Source organism: Rhizobium sp. M10 (assembly GCF_002531955.1).
Classification (GTDB): Bacteria; Pseudomonadota; Alphaproteobacteria; order Rhizobiales; family Rhizobiaceae; genus Rhizobium; species Rhizobium etli_C.
Genome location: NZ_NWTA01000009.1, coordinates 131,808 through 151,624, shown reverse-complemented (window position 1 = coordinate 151,624; position 19,817 = coordinate 131,808). Strand labels below are relative to the sequence as shown.

17 protein-coding genes and 1 pseudogene are annotated in these 19,817 nt (G+C 63.5%); 10 read left to right on the top strand and 8 right to left on the bottom strand.

What is annotated here, in order from left to right; genetic code table 11:
• Positions 1 to 73: 73 nt before the first annotated feature.
• The 4 genes and pseudogenes from rpoN to lptC form a co-directional block, all read right to left on the bottom strand.
• A complete protein-coding gene (gene rpoN, locus CO671_RS16815) occupies positions 74 to 1,633 on the bottom strand; it encodes an RNA polymerase factor sigma-54 (protein ID WP_097606866.1) in 1,560 nt (519 codons plus the stop codon).
• 194 nt (positions 1,634 to 1,827) lie between these two features.
• Positions 1,828 to 2,559 (bottom strand): annotated as a pseudogene (gene lptB / locus CO671_RS16810) (LPS export ABC transporter ATP-binding protein); the annotation flags it as partial.
• A gap of 85 nt (positions 2,560 to 2,644) precedes the next feature.
• Entirely contained in the window at positions 2,645 to 3,286 is a 642-nt protein-coding gene (locus CO671_RS16805) for an LptA/OstA family protein (protein ID WP_097606864.1), read from the bottom strand.
• 15 nt (positions 3,287 to 3,301) lie between these two features.
• Positions 3,302 to 3,967, bottom strand: coding sequence for an LPS export ABC transporter periplasmic protein LptC (gene lptC, locus CO671_RS16800; RefSeq protein WP_097606863.1), 666 nt, complete (start codon positions 3,965 to 3,967; stop codon positions 3,302 to 3,304).
• A 224-nt stretch (positions 3,968 to 4,191) separates the two neighbouring features.
• Here lptC and sppA point away from each other — a divergent pair, with 224 nt between their 5' ends.
• From sppA to CO671_RS16785, 3 genes are all read left to right on the top strand, one after another.
• Positions 4,192 to 5,142: a signal peptide peptidase SppA gene (gene sppA / locus CO671_RS16795; protein ID WP_097606965.1), complete on the top strand. Its 951-nt coding sequence runs from the start codon at positions 4,192 to 4,194 to the stop codon at positions 5,140 to 5,142.
• A gap of 29 nt (positions 5,143 to 5,171) precedes the next feature.
• Positions 5,172 to 5,471, top strand: coding sequence for an integration host factor subunit beta (locus tag CO671_RS16790; RefSeq protein ID WP_003544934.1), 300 nt, complete (start codon positions 5,172 to 5,174; stop codon positions 5,469 to 5,471).
• A 161-nt stretch (positions 5,472 to 5,632) separates the two neighbouring features.
• On the top strand, positions 5,633 to 5,965 hold the full coding sequence (locus CO671_RS16785; protein ID WP_097606862.1) for a LapA family protein: 333 nt from the start codon (positions 5,633 to 5,635) through the stop codon (positions 5,963 to 5,965).
• A gap of 16 nt (positions 5,966 to 5,981) precedes the next feature.
• On the opposite strand, the gene CO671_RS16780 is transcribed toward CO671_RS16785, so the two are convergent.
• Both CO671_RS16780 and CO671_RS16775 read right to left on the bottom strand, forming a co-directional pair.
• On the bottom strand, positions 5,982 to 6,416 hold the full coding sequence (locus tag CO671_RS16780; RefSeq protein WP_097606861.1) for a GNAT family N-acetyltransferase: 435 nt from the start codon (positions 6,414 to 6,416) through the stop codon (positions 5,982 to 5,984).
• Positions 6,417 to 6,475: 59 nt separating this feature from the next.
• Entirely contained in the window at positions 6,476 to 6,931 is a 456-nt protein-coding gene (locus CO671_RS16775) for a carbon monoxide dehydrogenase subunit G (RefSeq protein ID WP_097606860.1), read from the bottom strand.
• A gap of 426 nt (positions 6,932 to 7,357) precedes the next feature.
• Here CO671_RS16775 and CO671_RS16770 point away from each other — a divergent pair, with 426 nt between their 5' ends.
• The 5 genes from CO671_RS16770 (at position 7,358) to CO671_RS16750 (ending at position 13,135) form a co-directional block, all read left to right on the top strand.
• The gene (locus CO671_RS16770; RefSeq protein ID WP_097606859.1) at positions 7,358 to 8,455 is read left to right on the top strand and encodes a class I SAM-dependent methyltransferase; all 1,098 of its coding nucleotides are present in this window, start codon (positions 7,358 to 7,360) and stop codon (positions 8,453 to 8,455) included.
• Positions 8,452 to 9,312 carry an RNA methyltransferase gene (locus tag CO671_RS16765; protein ID WP_097606858.1) on the top strand — a complete coding sequence of 287 codons (861 nt, stop codon included), beginning with the start codon at positions 8,452 to 8,454 and terminating at the stop codon, positions 9,310 to 9,312. The genes CO671_RS16770 and CO671_RS16765 overlap by 4 nt, the downstream gene beginning before the upstream one ends.
• Positions 9,309 to 9,812, top strand: coding sequence for a signal peptidase II (gene lspA, locus CO671_RS16760; protein WP_097579524.1), 504 nt, complete (start codon positions 9,309 to 9,311; stop codon positions 9,810 to 9,812). The genes CO671_RS16765 and lspA overlap by 4 nt, the downstream gene beginning before the upstream one ends.
• 55 nt (positions 9,813 to 9,867) lie before the next feature.
• A complete protein-coding gene (locus tag CO671_RS16755) occupies positions 9,868 to 12,147 on the top strand; it encodes an ATP-binding protein (protein WP_097606857.1) in 2,280 nt (759 codons plus the stop codon).
• Positions 12,148 to 12,256: 109 nt separating this feature from the next.
• Complete coding sequence (locus CO671_RS16750) at positions 12,257 to 13,135, top strand: GNAT family N-acetyltransferase (RefSeq protein WP_097606856.1); 879 nt, start codon at positions 12,257 to 12,259, stop codon at positions 13,133 to 13,135.
• A gap of 67 nt (positions 13,136 to 13,202) precedes the next feature.
• Here the strand turns inward: CO671_RS16750 and CO671_RS16745 are convergent, their stop codons facing one another.
• Both CO671_RS16745 and CO671_RS16740 read right to left on the bottom strand, forming a co-directional pair.
• A complete protein-coding gene (locus CO671_RS16745; protein ID WP_097606855.1) occupies positions 13,203 to 14,192 on the bottom strand; it encodes a helix-turn-helix transcriptional regulator in 990 nt (329 codons plus the stop codon).
• Between the two features lie 180 nt (positions 14,193 to 14,372).
• Positions 14,373 to 16,658: an NADP-dependent malic enzyme gene (locus CO671_RS16740; RefSeq protein WP_097606854.1), complete on the bottom strand. Its 2,286-nt coding sequence runs from the start codon at positions 16,656 to 16,658 to the stop codon at positions 14,373 to 14,375.
• 113 nt (positions 16,659 to 16,771) lie between these two features.
• Between CO671_RS16740 and mutS the strand changes: the two genes are divergently transcribed.
• Together mutS and CO671_RS16730 are read left to right on the top strand one after the other, a co-directional pair.
• Positions 16,772 to 19,498 (top strand): DNA mismatch repair protein MutS, encoded by a 2,727-nt coding sequence (gene mutS / locus CO671_RS16735; protein ID WP_097606853.1) that lies wholly within the window; start codon positions 16,772 to 16,774, stop codon positions 19,496 to 19,498.
• Positions 19,499 to 19,509: 11 nt separating this feature from the next.
• The gene (locus CO671_RS16730) at positions 19,510 to 19,785 is read left to right on the top strand and encodes a hypothetical protein (RefSeq protein ID WP_010031717.1); all 276 of its coding nucleotides are present in this window, start codon (positions 19,510 to 19,512) and stop codon (positions 19,783 to 19,785) included.
• The last annotated feature ends 32 nt before the right edge of the window (positions 19,786 to 19,817 follow it).

The following is a 19,817-nucleotide window of genomic DNA, read 5'->3' as shown; positions in this document are numbered from 1 at the left end:
AGCCGGACAGCGGTGTCGTGACACCTGATATGGCTGGCGATGCGGTCGAACCCGGCGCCTGGGTGTGACCCCGTCAGAAGCCCGCGACCTTGGCGAGCGCCCGCTTCTCGCGGCGGCGCTGGACCGAGGAGGCGATGTTCATCGCTTCCCGGTATTTCGCCACCGTGCGGCGGGCGAGATCGATGCCGCCCTTCTTCAGCATATCGACGATATCGTCATCGGAGAGCACCGCGTCCGGGCTCTCCTGCATGATGAGGGCGCGGATCTTGTGACGCACGGCCTCGGCCGAATGGCTGTCGCCGCCCTCGACGGCACTGATCGACACGGTGAAGAAATATTTGAGCTCGAAGAGGCCGCGCGGCGTCAGCATATATTTGTTCGAGGTGACGCGGCTGACGGTGGATTCGTGCATCTTGATCGCCTCGGCGACCGTCTTCAGGTTCAACGGCCGCAGGTGGTCGACGCCGTTGAGCAGGAAGGCATCCTGCTGGCGGACGATCTCGCTTGCCACCTTCATGATGGTTTTCGCCCGCTGGTCCAAGCTGCGCGTCAGCCAGTTGGCGCTCTGCAGGCACTCGGACAGGAAGGCATGATCCTCACCGTTCCTGGTCACGCGCGAAAAATAGGACTGGTTGACGAGCACGCGCGGCAGCGTATCCGGATTGAGCTCGACCAGCCAGCCGCCGTCTGCCGACGGCCTGACGACGACATCGGGCATGATCGCTTCGGAAACACCCACCTCGAAACCGCTGCCGGGTTTCGGATTGAGCTGGCGGATCTCACCGAGCATGTCGAGAAGGTCTTCCTCGTCGACGCCGCAGAGCCGCTTCAGCGTGGCGAAATCGCGCCGCGCCAGCAGTTCGAGATTGTCGACCAGCGCCTGCATGGCAGGGTCGTAGCGGTCCTTCTGCCTGAGCTGGATCGCCAGGCATTCGGCGAGGCTGCGGGCGAAAACGCCCGGCGGATCGAGCGTCTGCAGGGCGGCAAGCACGTGTTCGACCTGTTCGAGGCTCGTGCCGAGCCGCTCGCCAGTCTCGACGAGATCGGTCTGCAGATAACCGGCATCATCGAGCTGATCGACGAAATTCTGCGCGATCAGCCGGTCGGTCATATCGGGCAGGATGAAGGGGATCTGCTGCGCGAGGTGGTCGCGCAGCGACAGCTGGCCGGCGACGAAATCGTCGAGATCATAATCGGCGCCCTCGGCGCTGCCCGGCATCGACTTCCACTGGCCGACAAGTTCCGGCGCATCGAGGCGCTGCGGGGCGCCGTCGTCGGGAAAGACATTGGTATAATTGGCGTCGAGCTCGTCGTTCAGCCGGCCGGTGCTTTCGCTGCCGCCATTGTCGTACCAGTCGCTGGAGAGCGCCTCGGCGCGATTGTCGGCGCCGTCGTCCGAGCCGGCATCCTCCGGCGGCTGGCCAAACTGCTCGTCCTCACCGGCACCACGGTCGTCGCCGCCCTCGCCGTCATTCGATGGGAATTCGAGCAGCGGGTTCTTTTCCACTTCCTGGGCGATGAACTGGCTGAGCTCGAAATGCGTCATCTGCAGCAACTGGATGGATTGCATCAGTTGCGGTGTCATCACCAGGGACTGGCTCTGGCGCAGGAAAAGATTGGCGGACAGTGCCATGACGGACGCGAAACTCCCCTCAATTCCTCCGGGAAACCGCGTCCAGTTAACGCCTCAGGCCACGGAAACCAAGTTGGCCCAAAAATTGCTTTTTTATCTCATTTGGTCAAGCGGAACTAAGCGGCAAGGTGAATTTCCGCGCCGACGGGAGCATGACGGATTCCGATTTGGTCGAAAATCAGCCTGATCCGGCGTCAGAGGCTGAAATTGTCGCCGAGATAGAGCCGGCGCACTTCCGGATTGTTGACGATATCGTTCGCCCGGCCATGGGTCAGCACTTCGCCGGCATGAATGATGTAGGCGCGGTCGATGAGACCGAGCGTCTCGCGCACATTATGGTCGGTGATGAGAACACCGATGCCGCGCGCGGTCAGATGGTGGACGAGGTTCTGGATGTCGGCGACCGAGATCGGGTCGACACCGGCAAAGGGCTCGTCGAGCAGCATGAAGGTCGGGTCGGTCGCCAGCGCACGGGCGATTTCGAGACGGCGGCGCTCGCCGCCGGAAAGAGCGACGGCGGCACTCTTTCTGAGCTTCTGGATATGAAATTCCTCCAGCAGCTCGTTCAGCTTCTGCTCGCGCTCGGCCTTGTCCTTGACATGCACTTCGAGGACGGCGCGGATATTTTCTTCCACCGTCAGCCCGCGAAAGATCGAGGCTTCCTGCGGCAGGTAACCGACGCCGAGGCGGGAGCGGCGGTACATCGGCATGGCCGTGACGTCGTTGCCGTCGATTTCGATGGTGCCTTCATCCACCGGCACAAGGCCGGTGATCATGTAAAAACAGGTCGTCTTGCCCGCACCGTTCGGACCGAGCAGGCCGACGGCCTCGCCACGGCGCACCACCAGCGAAACGCCGTTGACAACGCGACGCGTCGCATAGGTCTTCGTCAGACCACGGGCGATCAGCGTTCCCTGATAGCGACTCTTGTCGGCGGCACCCGCAGCTTGTGGCTCGGGCTGGCCGAACATGGTGGATAGCGATGTTAATTTCACGTGGGAGGCCGGCTTCTCAGTTCTGCTTCTGCTGCTGCGCATTCGGCTGCGATTTCGGATCGAGCTGAATCTGGACACGCCCGCCGCAGCTTTCAAGCTCCGCCTGGCCGGTTTGCATGTGAACGGTCAGTTTGCAGCCGGTAAAGACGTTCGGCCCGTCCGACAGAATAACCTTATTGCCCTGATCCGCCGTCAGGGTGAATGTCTGCGAGGCCATGTCGAAATTGCCGTCATCAGCGGTCGCCGTCTGCGTGCCCGAGGTCAGCAGGACCTTGTCGGTCACCAGGATCTTGTCGATATCGGCACTCCCAGATGCGAGCGAGGCAGACTTTTCCGGCTGGGCGGCGGGCTGAGCCCCATCGGCGCCCGGCTTTGCCGCCTTGTCCTTATAATAGACGGTCATCTTGCCGGACTGCATCGTCGTCGTCCCCTGGACGACCTTGACGTTGCCGGTGAAGAGGGCGGTGTGCTCCTGGTCATGGATCTCGAGCTTGTCGCTTTCGATCTGGATCGGCTGGTCGTTGGAAAGCTTCATGCCCGACATCGAGGCCGTCGCCTGCTGCGCGCCGGCGCCCGAGGCCGTCAGGATAAGGGCAAACGCGCCGGCAATGAATGCTACGCCCGTCTTGCAAGCTGAAATGCGACAATCTTTTGTCATGGATGACCCGGCTGGTTAGGTGCCCTGTTTATGGATGGTGGATGGATCGACATTCATGCGAACATTCCCCTCGAATGTGATCACCCGCCCCTTATCTGTTATCTCAAGCGTCTTCGCAACAATGGAGGCATTGTCCTTGGTGATCGTGACGGGGTCGTCGCTGCGCATGTTGCCGCCCTTGATGTCGAGCCGGGCGGACTGGAATTTCGCGTTGAGGCCACTGCTCAGCACCAGGGTGAAGGGGGCCGTCATATGCAGATTGTCGGTGGCGCGGTTGTAATCGGCGGTCGAGGCGACGACGCGGGCGATCAGGCCGTCATTCATCGGCACGGCGGCCTTGATGGTCTCGAGCGTGATGAGATCGGGATTGCGGATATCCTGCAACGCTCGTTCAGCGAGCATCGAATAGTTGATGCCGTCGGAATTGCGGCCCGCGATCGCCGGCTTTTCCATCACGACCTTGCCGTTCTCGATCTTGGCACCTTCGAATTTGACGTTTTCGGGCAGGTAGATGCTGACCAGCGCCACCGCCGCGAGGCCAGCGGCGACGACGAGAGCGGCCACCGGCAGCAGGATCTTCAGCCGCCGCACGCGGGCGGAATGGAACAACGCATCGCCATAGGCGCTCCTGCCGGAGCCCGCGTAAGCGGCATTTCCGTTGTTCTTCAGGGTGTCGAGCATTGGTCTCGTTCCATCTGCGGTGATTGCCGCGCCTTATAACAAAGCCGGCCGCCAATCACAGTTCGTTTCGCATTATTACATTGGCTTGCCAATATGGAATTTTTTCTGCAACAAGCAACAAAACGGAAAAACATCAAAAAGTGGCATTCGTACGCGCCGCTGCCACCTATTTCACCGGATCGATCGGCGCCGTGCCGACGCCGGGCCAGCGCTGGAGGTATCTCATGGACAGTTCGATCATCGCCGATCGCCGGCGGCTGCGCCGCAAGCTCGGCTTCTGGCGCATCGTCGCGGTGGCCCTCGTCGTGGCGCTTGGTCTGGCCTTCTACGGCTTCGCCTTCGGCGGTGCCGGAACCGAGCGCCCGCATATCGCCCATGTGACGATATCCGGGCTGATCGTCGACGACGACGAGCTTCTGGAGCGGCTGAAGAAGGTCGAGACCAGCGATCAGGTGAAGGCCGCGGTGATTTCGATCTCCTCGCCCGGCGGCACGACCTATGGCGGCGAAAAAATCTTCAAGGCGATCCGGGCCATATCGGCCAAGAAGCCCGTCGTCTCGGACGTGCGCACGCTTGCCGCCTCGGCCGGCTACATGATTGCCACTGCCGGCGATACGATCATTGCCGGCGACAGCTCGATCACCGGCTCGATCGGCGTCATCTTTCAGTATCCGCAGATCCAGCCGCTGCTCGACAAGATCGGCGTGTCGCTGCAGGAGATCAAATCCTCACCGCTGAAGGCCGAGCCCTCGCCCTTCCACGAGGCGAGTGAGGAAGCCAAGGCGATGATCCGCAACATGGTGCTCGACAGCTACAACTGGTTCGTCGACCTTGTGGCCGACCGGCGCAAGCTTCCGCGCGAGGAGGTGCTGAAGCTCGCCGACGGCACGATCTATACCGGCCGGCAGGCGCTCAAGGCGAAACTCGTCGATACGATCGGCGGCGAGCCCGAAATCCGTGCCTATCTTAAATCGCGCGGGGTGGACGCCGATCTGCCGATGGTGGACTGGGACAAGAAGAGCAACACGCCGTTTCTGCTCGCTGGGGCTGTTACGCGGTTGATTACGATCCTCGGTTATGATGATCTCGTCAAAGGCCAGGATATCAATGGAATCCTGCCCCCAAAGTTGCTTCTTGACGGGCTGCTTTCAGTTTGGCAGGTTGGCCGCGATTGATAAGAAATCAATAATTTAAGGGGGCGACTGTGATCAAGTCCGAATTGGTGCAGATTGTTGCGGCACGCAACCCGCATCTCTATCATCGCGACGTCGAAAATATCGTCAACGCGGTTCTCGACGAGATCACCGATGCACTGGCTGCGGGCAACCGCGTCGAATTGCGCGGTTTCGGCGCGTTTTCGGTCAAGAACCGCCCTTCCCGCTCCGGCCGCAATCCGCGCACCGGCGATACCGTCTTCGTCGAGGAGAAGTGGGTTCCCTTCTTCAAGACCGGCAAGGAACTGCGCGAGCGGCTCAATCCCGGCCAGGCCGACGAAGAGGATTGAGCGGCGCAACCGGCCTGCGGCGAAACCGCACTTGAACTTGAACTCGGTTTTCCTATTCTGCTAGCGCATCGGCCCGAAAATCGGAATCGATTTTCGGGCCGATGCGTAGATACAACGCGCCATTCGAAGAGAGCGGCGCCGTCCGACGCATGGAGACACCAATGGCCAAGAAGATCGTCAACCTCTTGATTCTGCTGCCGCTCGGCGTCATTCTCATCGTCTTCTGCGTTGCCAACCGGCAGAGCGTTACGCTCGCCTTCAATCCGTTCCGGCCTGACGATCAGGTGCTTGCGGTCTCCGCCCCCTTCTTCGTCTTCCTCTTCATCACGCTGATTTCAGGCATGCTGATCGGCTCGGCCGCCACCTGGTTCAGCCAGGGCAAACACCGCAAGCGGGCACGCACCGAGGCCAAGGAAGCCATTCGCTGGCAGGGTGAGGCCGACCGCCACAGGACGCGCGCCGAGGATATCGCCGGCCAGCTGCCGTCGCGGTAAGAGCGTTGCCGGCGCGTCAAACCGGACAGAAGCTCAGCTCCTCATAATCGCCCTCCGGCGAGGCGCCGTTGCCGGTCACTGCAAAACCGTGGGAAAGGTAGAAGGCCTTCGCCCGCCGATTGTTCACCAGGCATTTCAGCCGGTATTTATGCTGCGGCCATTCCGGCAGCGCCTGCAGCAGCGCCGTGCCGGCGCCGAGGCCCTGGAATTCCGGTCTGATGTAAAGCATGTGAATGAAATCGTCTTCCGGCCAGAGTGACAGGAAGCCGGCAAGCCCGCCATCGGCATGCTCGCAGACGAGGATCGTCTCGCCATTGGTATGGGCGGCAAAATCCTCGTGATGGAATTTGCCGGGATCGACCCAGACGAATGTCTGGCGGCGCACGGAAAGATAGATTTCCGCAAGCATGTCCTGGTCTTCCGCCCGCGGCGGCCTGATGGTCCATGTCATGATGAGGGCTTAAACCAAGCTCCTGCCCGCGCCAAGCCCAGCGCCAACGCCTCCGGCGCTCAATCGGCGGCCATTTTTGCGACGACGGCAGCGTTGAAATCCGAAAAGAAGCCTTCGGCCAGCCTCTGCGAGGTCGAATCGAGCAGGCGGGCGCCGAGCTGGGCGAGCTTGCCGCCGAGTTCGGCCCTCGCCCGGTAATGCAGGATCGTCTCACCGCCCCGCTCTTCGAGCACGACATCGGCGGCTCCCCTGGCAAAGCCGGCAAGGCCGCCCTTGCCTTCGGCCGACAGCGTATAGCTTTTGGGCGCATCGACATTGGCAAGCGTCAGCAGTCCATGAAAGGTGGCCGACAGCAGGCTGAACTTGACCCTGATCGTCGCCTCGAAGGTGTCGGGCGACAGCCGCTCGATGCTCTGGCAGCCGGGAATGCAGCCGCGCATAATGTCCGGATCGTTGAGCGCCGCCCAGACCAAGTCCCGCGGCGCGGCGATGCGTTCTTCGCCGGTGAAATCCATTCGATAGCCCCATCTCCGATTCGCTCACCTTATCCCAACGGCAAAGCGCTTTGCCAAGGCGGAGGAATGTTTATCTGCGGGCTGGCGCCGCAGCGAGAAATTGACCGTACGGCATGCTCCCACATCCCTCATCCTGAGGCGCGCAGCCCATTGGGCGGAGCCTCGAAGGACACGCCGCAACGCTGCTCCTTGCATTCATCCAAGGTCAGCGCACCCGCCTCGTCCTTCGAGGCCCCTGCGGGGTACCTCAGGATGAGGCTCTCTCTTGAGCCGCGGCCCGTGTCCGCTGCGCTTCTATGCCTTCATGCTCGCCTCCGACGACTTGAAATAGACGCCCCCGCCGGCGCGCAGTTGATCCGGCACGCTTTTCTGGGCTACTGCATAATTCAAAGGGCGCTGTGCCCGACAGAGACGCGGAAGAGCACGTTGAAACAAAGAGAACGCCGGCCGGGCCAGAAGAAAACGTCAGGTCCCTCCGGTGAAAGCCGCAGGGACGATCGGGCCGGCCGGCCGGCGAAGCCGGTTGCGCAGTCTGTGGCGGCCCGCGAGGCGGCGCGAGAGAGCGCAGCGCCGGTCGCAGCCGCACGTCCGCTGACGACGCGCAGCGGCGAGCGGCCGGCGGAACGCGTGCCTATCATTCTCGAATCGCTCGGCGCCGGCGATTTCCACCTGATCGACAGCGGCGACGGCCAAAAGCTGGAGCAATACGGCCCCTATCGCATCATTCGCCCGGAGGCCCAAGCGCTGTGGCGACCTTCACTGGCGCCGCAAATCTGGGAGAAGGTCGACGCCGTCTTCACCGGCGATACCGATGAAGAAGGCACCGGCCGCTGGCGCTTCCCGAAGGCCGCACTCGGCGAGACCTGGCCGCTCAATCTGCTCGGCGTCGATTTTCTCGGCCGCTTCACCTCCTTCCGCCATGTCGGCGTCTTCCCCGAGCAGATCGTCCACTGGAGCTGGATGAAGGATCAGGTCGAAAAGGCCGGCCGGCCGCTGAAAGTCTTGAACCTCTTCGGCTATACCGGCGTCGCCTCGCTGGTCGCCGCAGCAGCCGGCGCCGAGGTCACCCATGTCGACGCGTCGAAGAAGGCGATCGGCTGGGCGCGCGAAAACCAGGCGCTTGGGCGCATGGAGAAGCTGCCGATCCGCTGGATCTGCGAAGATGCGATGAAATTCATCCTGCGCGAGGAGCGCCGCGGCAGCCAGTACGACATCATCCTCACCGATCCGCCGAAGTTCGGCCGCGGCCCCAATGGCGAAGTCTGGCATCTCTTCGAGCACCTGCCGTTGATGCTGGATGTCTGCCGCGAGATCCTGTCGCCGCAGGCGGCCGGCCTAGTGCTGACGGCCTATTCGATCCGCGCCAGCTTCTATTCGATCCACGAGCTGATGCGCGAGACGATGCGGGGTGCCGGCGGCGCGGTCGAATCCGGCGAACTGGTGATCCGCGAGGCCGGCCTCGACGGCAAAACGCCGGGCCGCGCCCTTTCCACCTCCCTCTTTTCCCGCTGGGTGCCCAAATGAGCAAGGACTTCCACGATCAGGGACCGCGCCGGGTCGGCCAGGTGAAGGAAGTCACCTCGCTCGCCAATCCGATCATCAAGGACATCAAGGCGCTGACGAACAAGAAGTCGCGGGAGGAAAGCGGGACTTTCCTCGCCGAAGGGCTGAAGCTCGTCATCGATGCGATCGAACTCGGCTGGACGATCCGCACGCTGGTCTACGCCAAGGCTGCCAAGGGCAAGCCGCTGGTCGAGCAGATGGCGGCCAAGACCGTCGCCTCCGGCGGGCTGGTGCTCGAAGTCAGCGAAAAGGTGATCGGCTCGATCACCCGCCGCGACAACCCGCAGATGGTCGTCGGCATCTTCGACCAGCGCTGGAAACCGCTCAAAGACATCCGGCCCAGGGAGGGCGAGACCTGGGTGGCGCTCGATCGCGTGCGCGACCCCGGCAATCTCGGCACCATCATCCGCACAGCGGATGCGGCCGGGGCTTCCGGCGTCATTCTGGTCGGAGAGGCAACCGATCCCTTTTCGCTCGAGACCGTGCGCGCCACCATGGGCTCGGTCTTTGCCGTGCCGGTCGCACGCGCAACGCCGGAGGAATTCCTCGCCTGGCGGAAATCGGCCGGCGTTTCCATTGTCGCCACCCATCTTGCCGGCGCGGTCGATTACCGCACGATCGACTACCGGAAGAAGCCCATCGTGCTCTTGATGGGCAATGAGCAATCCGGCCTGCCCGAGCAACTCGCCAAAGAGGCCGACGCGCTTGCCCGCATTCCGCAGCAGGGTCGCGCCGATTCCTTGAACCTCGCCGTCGCCACCGCCGTCATGCTTTTCGAGGCGCGCCGCCATCTCCTCTCACTTGCCGAGGGCAAATGACCGAACAGACGCATGCACGTCCCGCGCTCTTTGCGCGCCCAGCGCCGATCCTCTTCTTCATCGTCGCCGCCGTTCTCATCGACCAGATCGTCAAGATCGCCGTCGACCATTACCTGCCGCTGCAAGAAGCCGTGCCTGTTCTTCCGATGCTGGCGCTCTACCGCACCTATAATCTCGGCGTCGCCTTTTCGATGCTGTCGGGCATGGACGGCTGGTTCATCGTCGGCATGCGGCTCATCATCGTCGCCTTCGTCATCTGGCTGTGGTACCGCACCGCCAAGGATCGCTGGCTCGCCCATCTCGGTTACGCGCTGATCATCGCCGGCGCGATCGGCAATCTGGTCGACCGCTTCGCCTACGGGCATGTGATCGACTACATCCTTTTTTACACCGAAAGCTGGTCCTTCGCGGTCTTCAATCTCGCCGACAGTTTCATCACCATCGGCGCGGCCTGCGTCATTCTCGACGAGCTGCTGCTGCCGAAAAAGGCCGGCCGCTAAAATCTTATCGAATTCCTGAAGGCATTCGGAAGGGGCCTCATGTTAGCCATATAGCATGCACAACCTGGGACAGTTGCAGGAAAGATTGTCCGCCGCCTTCGGCGGACCCGCCGCCAAGCCGCATCAGGAGCGGATGGGGCAACCCTCCCCGCGACCACATGCGGGGGCACCCGCGGAAGCCAATCGGCGCCAGGCGCCCGCCCCGACACGGCGCCTGCTGTTCTACTGGCTGAGTGGCGTCGGCCTCCTTGCCGCAACGATCCTCATGCTGCTTGCCCATGCCGGCCATCCGCTGCTGCTGCCAGGCGGGCTTGTCGTTCTCGGCCTTGCGGTGCTTGCCGGTTACCTCGTCCTGACGATCCGCCGGCGCGGGGCAAACACGCCCGGCCGCCAATCCCTGCCGGAGCGCAACGACGGCGCAAAGCTGTTCGCCGACGTGCACGACGTGCTCGGCGACATCACTGTCGGCCGCACCATGGACCGGCGCATCATCTCCGCCAATGATACGTTTCGCCGTCTGACCGGACGGCTGCATCCGGAAGGACGCAGCTGCGAGGAGATCGGCCTCGCCTTCCGCCCCGGTCCGATCCCGCATTGCTACGATGTCGAAATCTCGACACCGGAAGGCCAGCGCATTTTCGTCTGGCGCGACGTCGTCACCCGCGATCCTGCGAACGGCCGCCTGTTGCTGCAGAGCGTTGCCCGCGACGTCACCGAAGAGCGGCTGATCGCGCAGAGCCGCGAGGAGGCCCGCCAGAAGGCCGAATATAACAGCGCCGCCAAATCCAGGCTGCTCGCCACCGTCAGCCACGAAGTGCGCACGCCGCTTTCCGGCATCCTCGGCATGACGCATCTGCTCGCCGAGACGCGGCTGACGCAGGAACAGCAGAATTATCTGGCGAATATCCGCCAATCCGGCCACGCGCTGACGCAGCTCGTCGAAGACCTGCTCGATTTCTCCACCATCGAGGTCGGCCGTTTCGAACTGCACCCACGCTCCGAATCCCTGCGCAAGCTGCTCGAGAGCGTCGTCGAGATGCTCGCCCACCGGGCGCATGAAAAGGGTATCGAGATCGGCGCCACCGTGTCATCCGACGTGCCGGAGCAAATGAGCTTCGATCCGGCGCGGCTGCGCCAGGTTCTGTTCAACGTCATCGGCAACGCCGTGAAGTTCACTCAGGTCGGCGGCGTCTTCATCCGCGTCTCGCTTGACGCCGGCAACCTGTTGATCACCGTGGCCGATAGCGGCCCCGGCATGACGGCGGAGGAGCAGGCGCGCGTCTTCGGCGAGTTCGAGCAGGGCGGCACCGTCGCCGACAAGAGCGCCGGCACCGGGCTCGGCCTTGCGATCTCGGCGCGCATCATGCGCGAATTCGGCGGTGCATTGACGGTTGCCAGCGAAAAGGGCCTCGGCAGCGAATTCACCATCCGCTTTCCCGTCGATATCGGCAGCGAGCGGCCCGACCGGCGAAACACGCTGCTTGCCGGCAACAGCGTCGTGCTCTTGGCGCCGGCAGGGGCGGCGCGCACCGCCATCGCCGAGACCATCACCGCGCTCGGCGGCATCTGCCATCTCGTCGGTGACGGCGAGACGGCGCGGGAAAAGCTGCTCGGCATGGCCAATGGCGGCGGCCGGCCGACCGATATCATCGTCGACCACCGCATGTCGGCGGAATTTTCCACTCACCTTGCCGATCGCGCCGAAATCGCCGCGCTCGGCCTGCGCAAGGTTCTGCTCGTCAACCCGGAAGAGCGCAGCGCCCATCCGCTCGACCTGTTCGACGCCTGGCTCATCCGGCCGCTGCGCGAACAGTCGCTGATCGATGTGCTGCGCGGGCGCATGCGCGGCATGGAAAAGCGCGACGCGCTGAACGACAACCAGCCGGGCTTCGGGCTTTCGGTGGCGGAGGCGAGGGTGGCGGCGAGCGGGCTCAGCATCCTGCTCGGTGAGGACGATCCGATCAACGCCATGCTGGTGCGCGTCGTCCTGGAAAAAGGCGGGCACAAGGTGCGCCACGTCGAAGATTTCGAGACGCTGCTCGATTGCGCCCTCGGCGAGGCCGATGCCCGCCCCGACATCATCATCAGCGATCTGTCGATGCCGGGCGGCAATGGCATCGACATGCTGGGACGGCTGCGCGGCCACGAACGGCGGCTCGATCTTGCGCCCGTGCCGGTGATCGTGCTGACCGCCGACAAGAGCGACGAATCACGCCGCCAGGTACTGCTCAACGGCGCCAACCGGGTCATGGTGAAGCCGGTCGACCCGCTGCGGCTGCTGACCGAAGTTCAGGCGGTCGCCGCACTTTCCGCCCGCCGCGCAGAGGCGCGATAGAGCCCCGTGGGGACCGGCACGCGTCTTGCCTCGGGAAATGCAATATGTCACTTTCCTGTCGTACAGAAGTGTTTTATGGCGTCGATAAGCCGGCAACCGGAGAATCGCCATGTCCTCCATCGACATTCTCAATCGTGACGTCACAGCCGAGGCTGCACGGCCGTCGACGGCTGCTGTCCAGAAGGACGGCGATATCCTTGGCCGCATCGGCAATCTGGAAACGCGCCTTGCCCGCACGGCGCGCGAGATCGACGCCGCGCAGGCGGTGCGCTACCGCGTCTTCGTCGACGAAATGAAAGCGCAGCTGCCGCTGGACGCCATGCGCCGCCAGCGTGATGTCGACGCCTATGATGCCTTCTGCGATCATCTTCTTGTGCTCGACCGTGCGATCGAGGGCGATTCTGAAGACCAGATCGTCGGCACCTATCGGCTGTTGCGCCAGGATGTCGCCATGGCCAACGGCGGTTTTTACTCGGCTTCCGAATTCGAGATCGAGGGGCTTCTCGCCAAGCATCCGGACAAGCGCTTCATGGAGCTCGGCCGCTCCTGCGTGCTGCCGGAATACCGCACCAAGCGCACCGTCGAGCTTCTATGGCAGGGCAACTGGGCCTATGCGCTGAAGCACGGCATGAGCGCCATGTTCGGCTGCGCCTCGTTCCCCGGCGTCTATCTCGAAAGCCATGCGCTCGCCCTGTCCTTCCTCTACCATAATGTGCTGGCGAAGGACGAATGGGCCGTCGGAGCGCTGCCGCATCTCGCTCGCAACATGGACCTGATGCCGGTCGAGGCGGTCAACCCGAAGCGGGCGCTGATGGCCCTGCCGCCGCTCATCAAGGGTTATCTGCGCCTCGGCGCGATGGTCGGCTCCAGCGCCGTCATCGATCATGCCTTCAACACGACCGACGTGCTGATCGTGCTGCCGATCTCCAGCATTTCCGACCGCTACCTGAACTATTACGGCGCCGACGCCGGCCGCTTTGCGAGCTAGACCTTCTCTGGCCGGCTTGCAACATGCAGCCCTGGCGCAAACCCGCCGGGCTCTCCGATCAGCGCCCTCATAGACCGGATCGCCTTCTGGTGTCCGACGGGTTCTCTCCATAGGCCGCCCGATAGATTGCGGCAAAACGGCCAAAGTGGAAGAACCCCCACTTCAAACAGATGTCCCGCAGCGGCTGCCGGTTTGAAGGATCGCGCAGATCCTCCCTGACCGCCTGCAAACGGATCGTCCTGAGGTAGGCCGACGGTGTGGTTGCCTTGAAGGCCCGAAAACCGATCTCAAGAGCGCGAATGGAAACGCCCGCGGCGTCCGCGACATTCTGCATCGTCAACGGCTGGGCAATGTTCGCATGCATGAATTCAATTGCGCGACGGACATGCCGTGGGGCGATCAGATGGATTTTCTTGTCCAGAAGATGCGAGAGCCGATGAGGAACCAAGCGCACCACCAGATCGGCAAATGCCTGGGTCAGGTTCGATAAGGCAATCGGCGAGTGGAGCAGTGGGCCATCGTTGCGCATGCCGATGATCATCGTTTGAGCGAGACCGACGATCAGCTGTCCCGCCGCCGTGGAACGATCAACGACCGGCGCCAGGTCCAATGCCCCGGTCAGCGGCGTCTCCAATACGGCGGCGACGGTTTGAGCGATGATCGCCCAGCTCAGACTGAGTGTGTCTGACCGGTGAAGTCCTGCCCGTACGGAAACCCGTTCCGGCTCAAGATTGTTCGTCAACAACAGCCGCCCGGGTGTTGCTTCGGCCACGGTCCGACCAAAGGCGACATCGAGAGCTCCCGTGCGCGGAACGATGATTGCCAGGGTTTCCGGCGTTCCACCTGCCGTTCTCGCACCCCAGCCGCCGGAATCCTGGTTGCTGACCAGCGACAACCTTTCATCACCCCAAAACCCGACTTTCCAGTCGAGTGGTTTGTCTCGACCATTTCGCCATGCGTCGAACGAACCGAACCCCTTGGTCAGAGCCTCGACCATATCGTCGAACGTTGTCCCCTGAAATCGGGCGGTAAAATTCGGGGATGCGTTTTCCGGCATGGGAATCCAAATGGCTGATGAAATATCAAATTTATGCCGTGCGCATTGTTTCAAAAGTATGACTTATCGGATGGACCCTTTCAACCATATCCTCGGCGCGTAAGCCACAAAAAGGCGCGCCCGGCCGACGTCCTGTCGGCCGGGCGCTAAATGCCGTCTCGAATGGGAGGCAGAGGCCGGTTACGAACCCGCCCCGTAGGCAGCGATCGCCGCCATGTTGACGATATCGCTGTCCTTGGCGCCCATCGAGGTGATCTGCACGGCCTTGTCGAGGCCGACGAGGATCGGGCCGATCACCGTCGAGCCGCCGAGTTCCTGCAGCATCTTGGTTGAGATCGAGGCCGAGTGGAAGGCGGGCATGACCAGCACGTTGGCAGGGCCGGAAAGGCGGCAGAACGGATATTGCTCCATCACCTTGCGGTTCAGCGCGACATCGGCGGCCATCTCGCCGTCATATTCGAAATCGACGCGGCGCTTGTCGAGGATCTTCACCGCCTCGCGCACCCGCTCGGAACGTTCGCCGGAGGGATGGCCGAAGGTGGAATAGGCGAGCAACGCAACACGCGGCGGATAGCCCATGCGCCGTGCGAGGCCGGCGGCCTCTTCGGCGATATCGGCAAGCTCTTCGGCGCTCGGCATGTCGTGCACCGCGGTATCGGCAACGAAGACGGTGCGGCCGCGGCACAGCGCCAGCGACACGCCGATGACGCGGTGGCCGGGCTTCTCGTCGATGCAGCGGCGCACATCCTCGAGTGCGGTCGAATAGTTGCGGGTGATGCCCGTCACCATGCCGTCGGCATCACCGAGCGCCACCATGGTGGCGGCGAAATGGTTGCGGTCGTTGTGAATCAGCCGCTGCGCATCGCGGTGGAGATAACCCTTCCGCTGCAGCCTGGCATAGAGATAATCGATATAGGCCTCGACGCGGGTGGAGATGCGGGCATTGACGATCTCGAGGCCGGGGCGGTTGAGATCGATGCCGGCGCGCTCCGCCGTCGCCCGGATCAGGTCCTCGCGGCCGAGCAGCAGAGCGGTGCCGAGCTGCTGGTTGGCATAGGACAGTGCGGCACGCAGGACCTGCTCTTCCTCGGCTTCGGCAAAGACGATGCGCTTCGGCCGGCGGCGCACACGCTCATAGAGGCTGGCGAGCGTCGAGGCGATCGGATCGCGGCGGGCCGAAAGCTCGCGGGCATAACCGGCCATGTCGGTGATGACCTTGCGGGCGACGCCGGTCTCCATCGCGGCCTGGGCGACGGCGACCGGGATGGCCGAGATCAGCCGCGGATCGAACGGAACCGGGATGATGTATTGCGCGCCGAAACGCGGCCGGTTGCCCTGGTAGGCGGCGACGACATCATCGGGCACGTCCTCGCGGGCCAGATTGGCCAGCGCCTTGACGGCGGCGATCTTCATCGCGTCGTTGATCGTCGAGGCGCGCACGTCGAGGGCGCCGCGGAAGATATAGGGAAAGCCGAGGACGTTGTTGACCTGGTTCGGATAGTCCGAGCGGCCGGTCGCCATGATGGCGTCGTCGCGGATACGGGCCACCTCTTCCGGGGTGATTTCGGGATCGGGATTGGCCATGGCGAAGATGATCGGCCGATCCGCCATCGAGCGGATCATCTTGGCCGAGAAGGCGCCCTTCTGAGACAGGCCGAAAATGACGTCGGCACCCTTCATCGCCTCTTCCAGCGTGCGGGCGTCGGTCTTTGCCGCATGCGCCGATTTCCACTGGTTCATGCCCTCGGTGCGGCCCTGATAGATGACGCCCTTGGTGTCGCAGAGGATGATGTTTTCGGGGGCAAACCCCATGGCCTTGACCAGTTCGACGCAGGCGATCGCCGCCGCGCCCGCACCGTTGCAGACGAGCTTCGTCGTCTTCAGGTCGCGGCCAGTCAGTTCCAGCGCATTGATCAGGCCGGCGGCGGCGATGATCGCCGTGCCGTGCTGGTCGTCATGGAAGACCGGAATGTCCATCAGCTCGCGCAGCCGGCTTTCGATGACGAAGCAATCCGGCGCCTTAATATCCTCGAGGTTGATGCCGCCGAAGGAGGGGCCGAGGAAGCGCACGCAGTTGATGAACTCGTCGACATTTTCCGTATCGATCTCGAGGTCGATGGAATCGACGTCGGCGAAGCGCTTGAACAGCACCGACTTGCCTTCCATGACCGGCTTCGAGGCGAGCGCGCCGAGATTGCCGAGACCGAGGATGGCCGTGCCGTTGGAAATGACGGCGACCATGTTGCCGCGCGCCGTGTAATCATAGGCCGTCTGCGGATCGGCGGCGATCGCCTTGACGGGGACGGCGACACCGGGCGAATAGGCGAGCGACAGGTCGCGCTGCGTTGCCATCGGCTTGGTCGGGTTGATCTCCAGCTTGCCGGGCCGGCCCATGGCATGAAAATCGAGCGCCTCCTGGTCGGTCACTGATGTCGTCGGCCGGTCCTTCTTATCGATATCGGGCATAAATCCTCCAACGTCCTGTGGGCGACGCTTTGCTCTTCCTCAAATGCTGTTGTCATCTATAGCGGCGCGCGGATAGGGTTGGCACCTGTTTTTTTGGGAAAAACTGCACCTCCGTGAACGCACGAATAGACACAGGAAATGAAGCCTTTTCGGCTGCCGAGCTTGCCACGGCGGAAAGCCGTGCCTCGGCGACGCCGATGATGGAGCAATATATCGAGATCAAGGCGAACAATCCGGGTTCGCTGCTCTTCTATCGCATGGGCGACTTCTACGAGCTGTTCTTCGAGGATGCGCTGGAGGCTTCGCGCGCGCTCGGCATCACGCTGACGAAGCGCGGCCAGCATATGGGCCAGGATATCCCGATGTGCGGCGTTCCCGTGCATGCCGCCGACGATTATCTGCAGAAGCTGATTTCGCTCGGCTTCCGCGTCGCCGTCTGCGAGCAGATCGAGGATCCGGCCGAAGCAAAGAAACGCGGCGGCAAATCCGTCGTCAAGCGCGATGTCGTGCGCTTGGTCACGCCGGGCACGATCACCGAGGAAAAGCTGCTATCGCCTTCCGAATCCAACTATCTGATGGCGCTCGCCCGCATTCGCGGCGGGGCCGAACCGGCGCTGGCGCTTGCCTGGATCGATATTTCCACCGGCGTCTTCCGGCTGGCGGAGACGGAAAGTTCGCGGCTGCTCGCCGACATCCTGCGCATCGATCCGCGCGAGCTGATCCTGCCCGATACGATCTTCCATGATGCCGAGCTGAAACCCGTCTTTGACGTGCTCGGCCGCACGGCGGTGCCGCAGCCGGCGGTTCTCTTCGACAGCGCCAGCGCCGAAGGCCGGATCGCTCGCTATTTCGGGGTTTCGACGCTGGATGGCTTCGGCAGCTTCTCGCGCGCCGAGCTTGCGGCGGCCGCAGCCGCCGTCGCCTATGTCGAGAAGACGCAGATCGCCGAGCGTCCGCCGCTTGGGCAGCCCGAGCGGGAAAGTGCCGCCTCGACGCTTTTCATCGATCCGGCCACCCGCGCCAATCTCGAACTTGCCCGCACGCTGTCGGGCGATCGCAACGGTTCGCTGCTGAAGGCGATCGACCGCACCGTCACCGGCGGCGGCGCCAGGCTTCTGGCCGAGCGGCTGATGTCGCCGCTCACCGACCCCGCCCGCATCAATGCCCGGCTCGATTCGATCGGCTTCTTGATCGACGAGCCGTCGCTTTGCGGCAAGCTGCGCGACACGCTGAAACATGTGCCCGACATGCCGCGGGCGCTCTCCCGCCTGGCGCTCGACCGCGGCGGCCCGCGCGATCTTGCCGCCATCCGCCAAGGCCTGCAGGCGGCGGGCGGCGTTGCGGTCATGCTCGCAGACGCCATGCTGCCGGAAGAACTCGGCGAGGCGCTGTCCGGGCTGAAAGCCCTTCCCGCAAACCTGGAAACGCTGCTTGCCGAGACGCTTGCCGACGAACTGCCGCTGCTGAAGCGTGACGGCGGTTTCCTGCGCGACGGCGCCAGCGCCGAGCTCGACGAGGTCCGGGCGCTGCGCGACCAGTCGCGCCGCGTCATCGCCGGGCTGCAGCTGCAATATGCCGAAGAAACCGGCATCCGGTCGCTGAAGATCAAACACAACAATATTCTCGGCTATTTCATCGAGGTCACCGCCGGCAATGCCGGCCCGATGACCGATACGGCCGAAGCCAAGGCCCGCTTCATCCACCGCCAGACGATGGCGAGCGCGATGCGCTTCACCACGACCGAACTTGCCGATCTTGAAAGCCGCATCGCCAACGCTGCCGACCGGGCGCTTTCGATCGAACTCGAAGCCTTCGACAGGATGACGGCGGCCGTCGTGGCTGAAGCCGAGGCGATCAAATCGGGCGCCCGGGCGCTGGCGGTGATCGACGTCGCCGCCGGCCTGGCACTGCTCGCCGAAGAACAGGCCTATTGCCGGCCGCAGGTCGACGGCTCGAAGATGTTTGCCATCGAGGGCGGCCGTCATCCCGTCGTCGAGCAGGCGCTGCGGCGGCAGGCGGGCGGCCCCTTCGTCGCCAACCATTGCGATCTTTCGCCGACGGACGGCGCCAAGGACGGCGCCATCTGGCTGCTGACCGGCCCGAACATGGGCGGTAAATCGACCTTCCTGCGCCAGAACGCGCTGATCGCGATCCTGGCGCAGATGGGCTCCTTCGTGCCGGCGACATCAGCCCATATCGGCATCGTCGACCGGCTGTTCTCGCGCGTCGGCGCCTCCGACGACCTGGCGCGCGGGCGCTCGACCTTCATGGTCGAGATGGTGGAGACCGCCGTCATCCTCAATCAGGCGAGCGACCGTTCGCTCGTCATCCTCGACGAGATCGGCCGCGGCACCGCGACATTCGACGGCCTGTCGATCGCCTGGGCGGCCGTCGAGCACCTGCACGAGGCCAATCGCTGCCGCGGCCTCTTCGCCACGCATTTCCATGAGCTGACCGTGCTGTCGGAGAAACTTGGCCGGCTATCGAACGCCACGATGCGCGTCAAGGAATGGGACGGCGACGTCATCTTCCTGCATGAGGTCGGGCCTGGTGCGGCCGACCGCTCCTACGGCATCCAGGTCGCCCGCCTCGCCGGGCTTCCGGCCTCGGTCGTGGCGCGCGCCCGCGACGTGCTCACCCGCCTCGAGGATGCCGACCGCAAGAATCCGGCAAGCCAGTTGATCGACGACCTGCCGCTCTTCCAGGTGGCGGTGCGCCGCGAGGACGCGGCTCGCGGGCCGTCCAAGGTCGAGGAGGCGTTGAAGGCGATGAGCCTCGACGACATGACGCCGCGCGAGGCGATGGACGCGCTTTACGATCTCAAGAAGAAGCTGAAATAGGAGCGCGGCCGATGTTCATGGAAAAGCTGGTTCGCGAAACCGAGCGCCTCTCACTGATCTGCTCCATGTTCGACACGATGCGGCGCGCCGACCAGGATCGTAATGCGCGCGGCTGGACCTCGCCGATCGGCTTGCTGAAAATCACCCGCAGTTGCGCTATGATCTCGGAGCTCGCAACCGCGATCGCCAAGGCAGGTTATCGCGAATGCGACAGGCAGACGCTCGAAGAGATCCTGGGCGAGACACGGCAGGTGCTCTACGCGCTGAGAGCGCAGGCGGCCGACTGAGGCTTTTGCCGAAAGCCGCTGCTTGCGTCAAA

Excerpts from the sequence above, each read along its gene's own strand:
- lptC (WP_097606863.1), bottom strand. The coding sequence starts at position 3,967 with ATGCTCGACACCCTGAAGAACAACGGAAATGCCGCTTACGCGGGCTCC.
- CO671_RS16750 (WP_097606856.1), top strand. The coding sequence starts at position 12,257 with ATGTCCTCCATCGACATTCTCAATCGTGACGTCACAGCCGAGGCTGCA.
- CO671_RS16745 (WP_097606855.1), bottom strand. The coding sequence starts at position 14,192 with ATGCCGGAAAACGCATCCCCGAATTTTACCGCCCGATTTCAGGGGACA.
- CO671_RS16755 (WP_097606857.1), top strand. The coding sequence starts at position 9,868 with ATGCACAACCTGGGACAGTTGCAGGAAAGATTGTCCGCCGCCTTCGGC.
- CO671_RS16780 (WP_097606861.1), bottom strand. The coding sequence starts at position 6,416 with ATGACATGGACCATCAGGCCGCCGCGGGCGGAAGACCAGGACATGCTT.
- CO671_RS16785 (WP_097606862.1), top strand. The coding sequence starts at position 5,633 with ATGGCCAAGAAGATCGTCAACCTCTTGATTCTGCTGCCGCTCGGCGTC.
- lspA (WP_097579524.1), top strand. The coding sequence starts at position 9,309 with ATGACCGAACAGACGCATGCACGTCCCGCGCTCTTTGCGCGCCCAGCG.
- CO671_RS16740 (WP_097606854.1), bottom strand. The coding sequence starts at position 16,658 with ATGCCCGATATCGATAAGAAGGACCGGCCGACGACATCAGTGACCGAC.
- CO671_RS16765 (WP_097606858.1), top strand. The coding sequence starts at position 8,452 with ATGAGCAAGGACTTCCACGATCAGGGACCGCGCCGGGTCGGCCAGGTG.
- sppA (WP_097606965.1), top strand. The coding sequence starts at position 4,192 with ATGGACAGTTCGATCATCGCCGATCGCCGGCGGCTGCGCCGCAAGCTC.
- CO671_RS16775 (WP_097606860.1), bottom strand. The coding sequence starts at position 6,931 with ATGGATTTCACCGGCGAAGAACGCATCGCCGCGCCGCGGGACTTGGTC.
- rpoN (WP_097606866.1), bottom strand. The coding sequence starts at position 1,633 with ATGGCACTGTCCGCCAATCTTTTCCTGCGCCAGAGCCAGTCCCTGGTG.
- CO671_RS16805 (WP_097606864.1), bottom strand. The coding sequence starts at position 3,286 with ATGACAAAAGATTGTCGCATTTCAGCTTGCAAGACGGGCGTAGCATTC.
- CO671_RS16730 (WP_010031717.1), top strand. The coding sequence starts at position 19,510 with ATGTTCATGGAAAAGCTGGTTCGCGAAACCGAGCGCCTCTCACTGATC.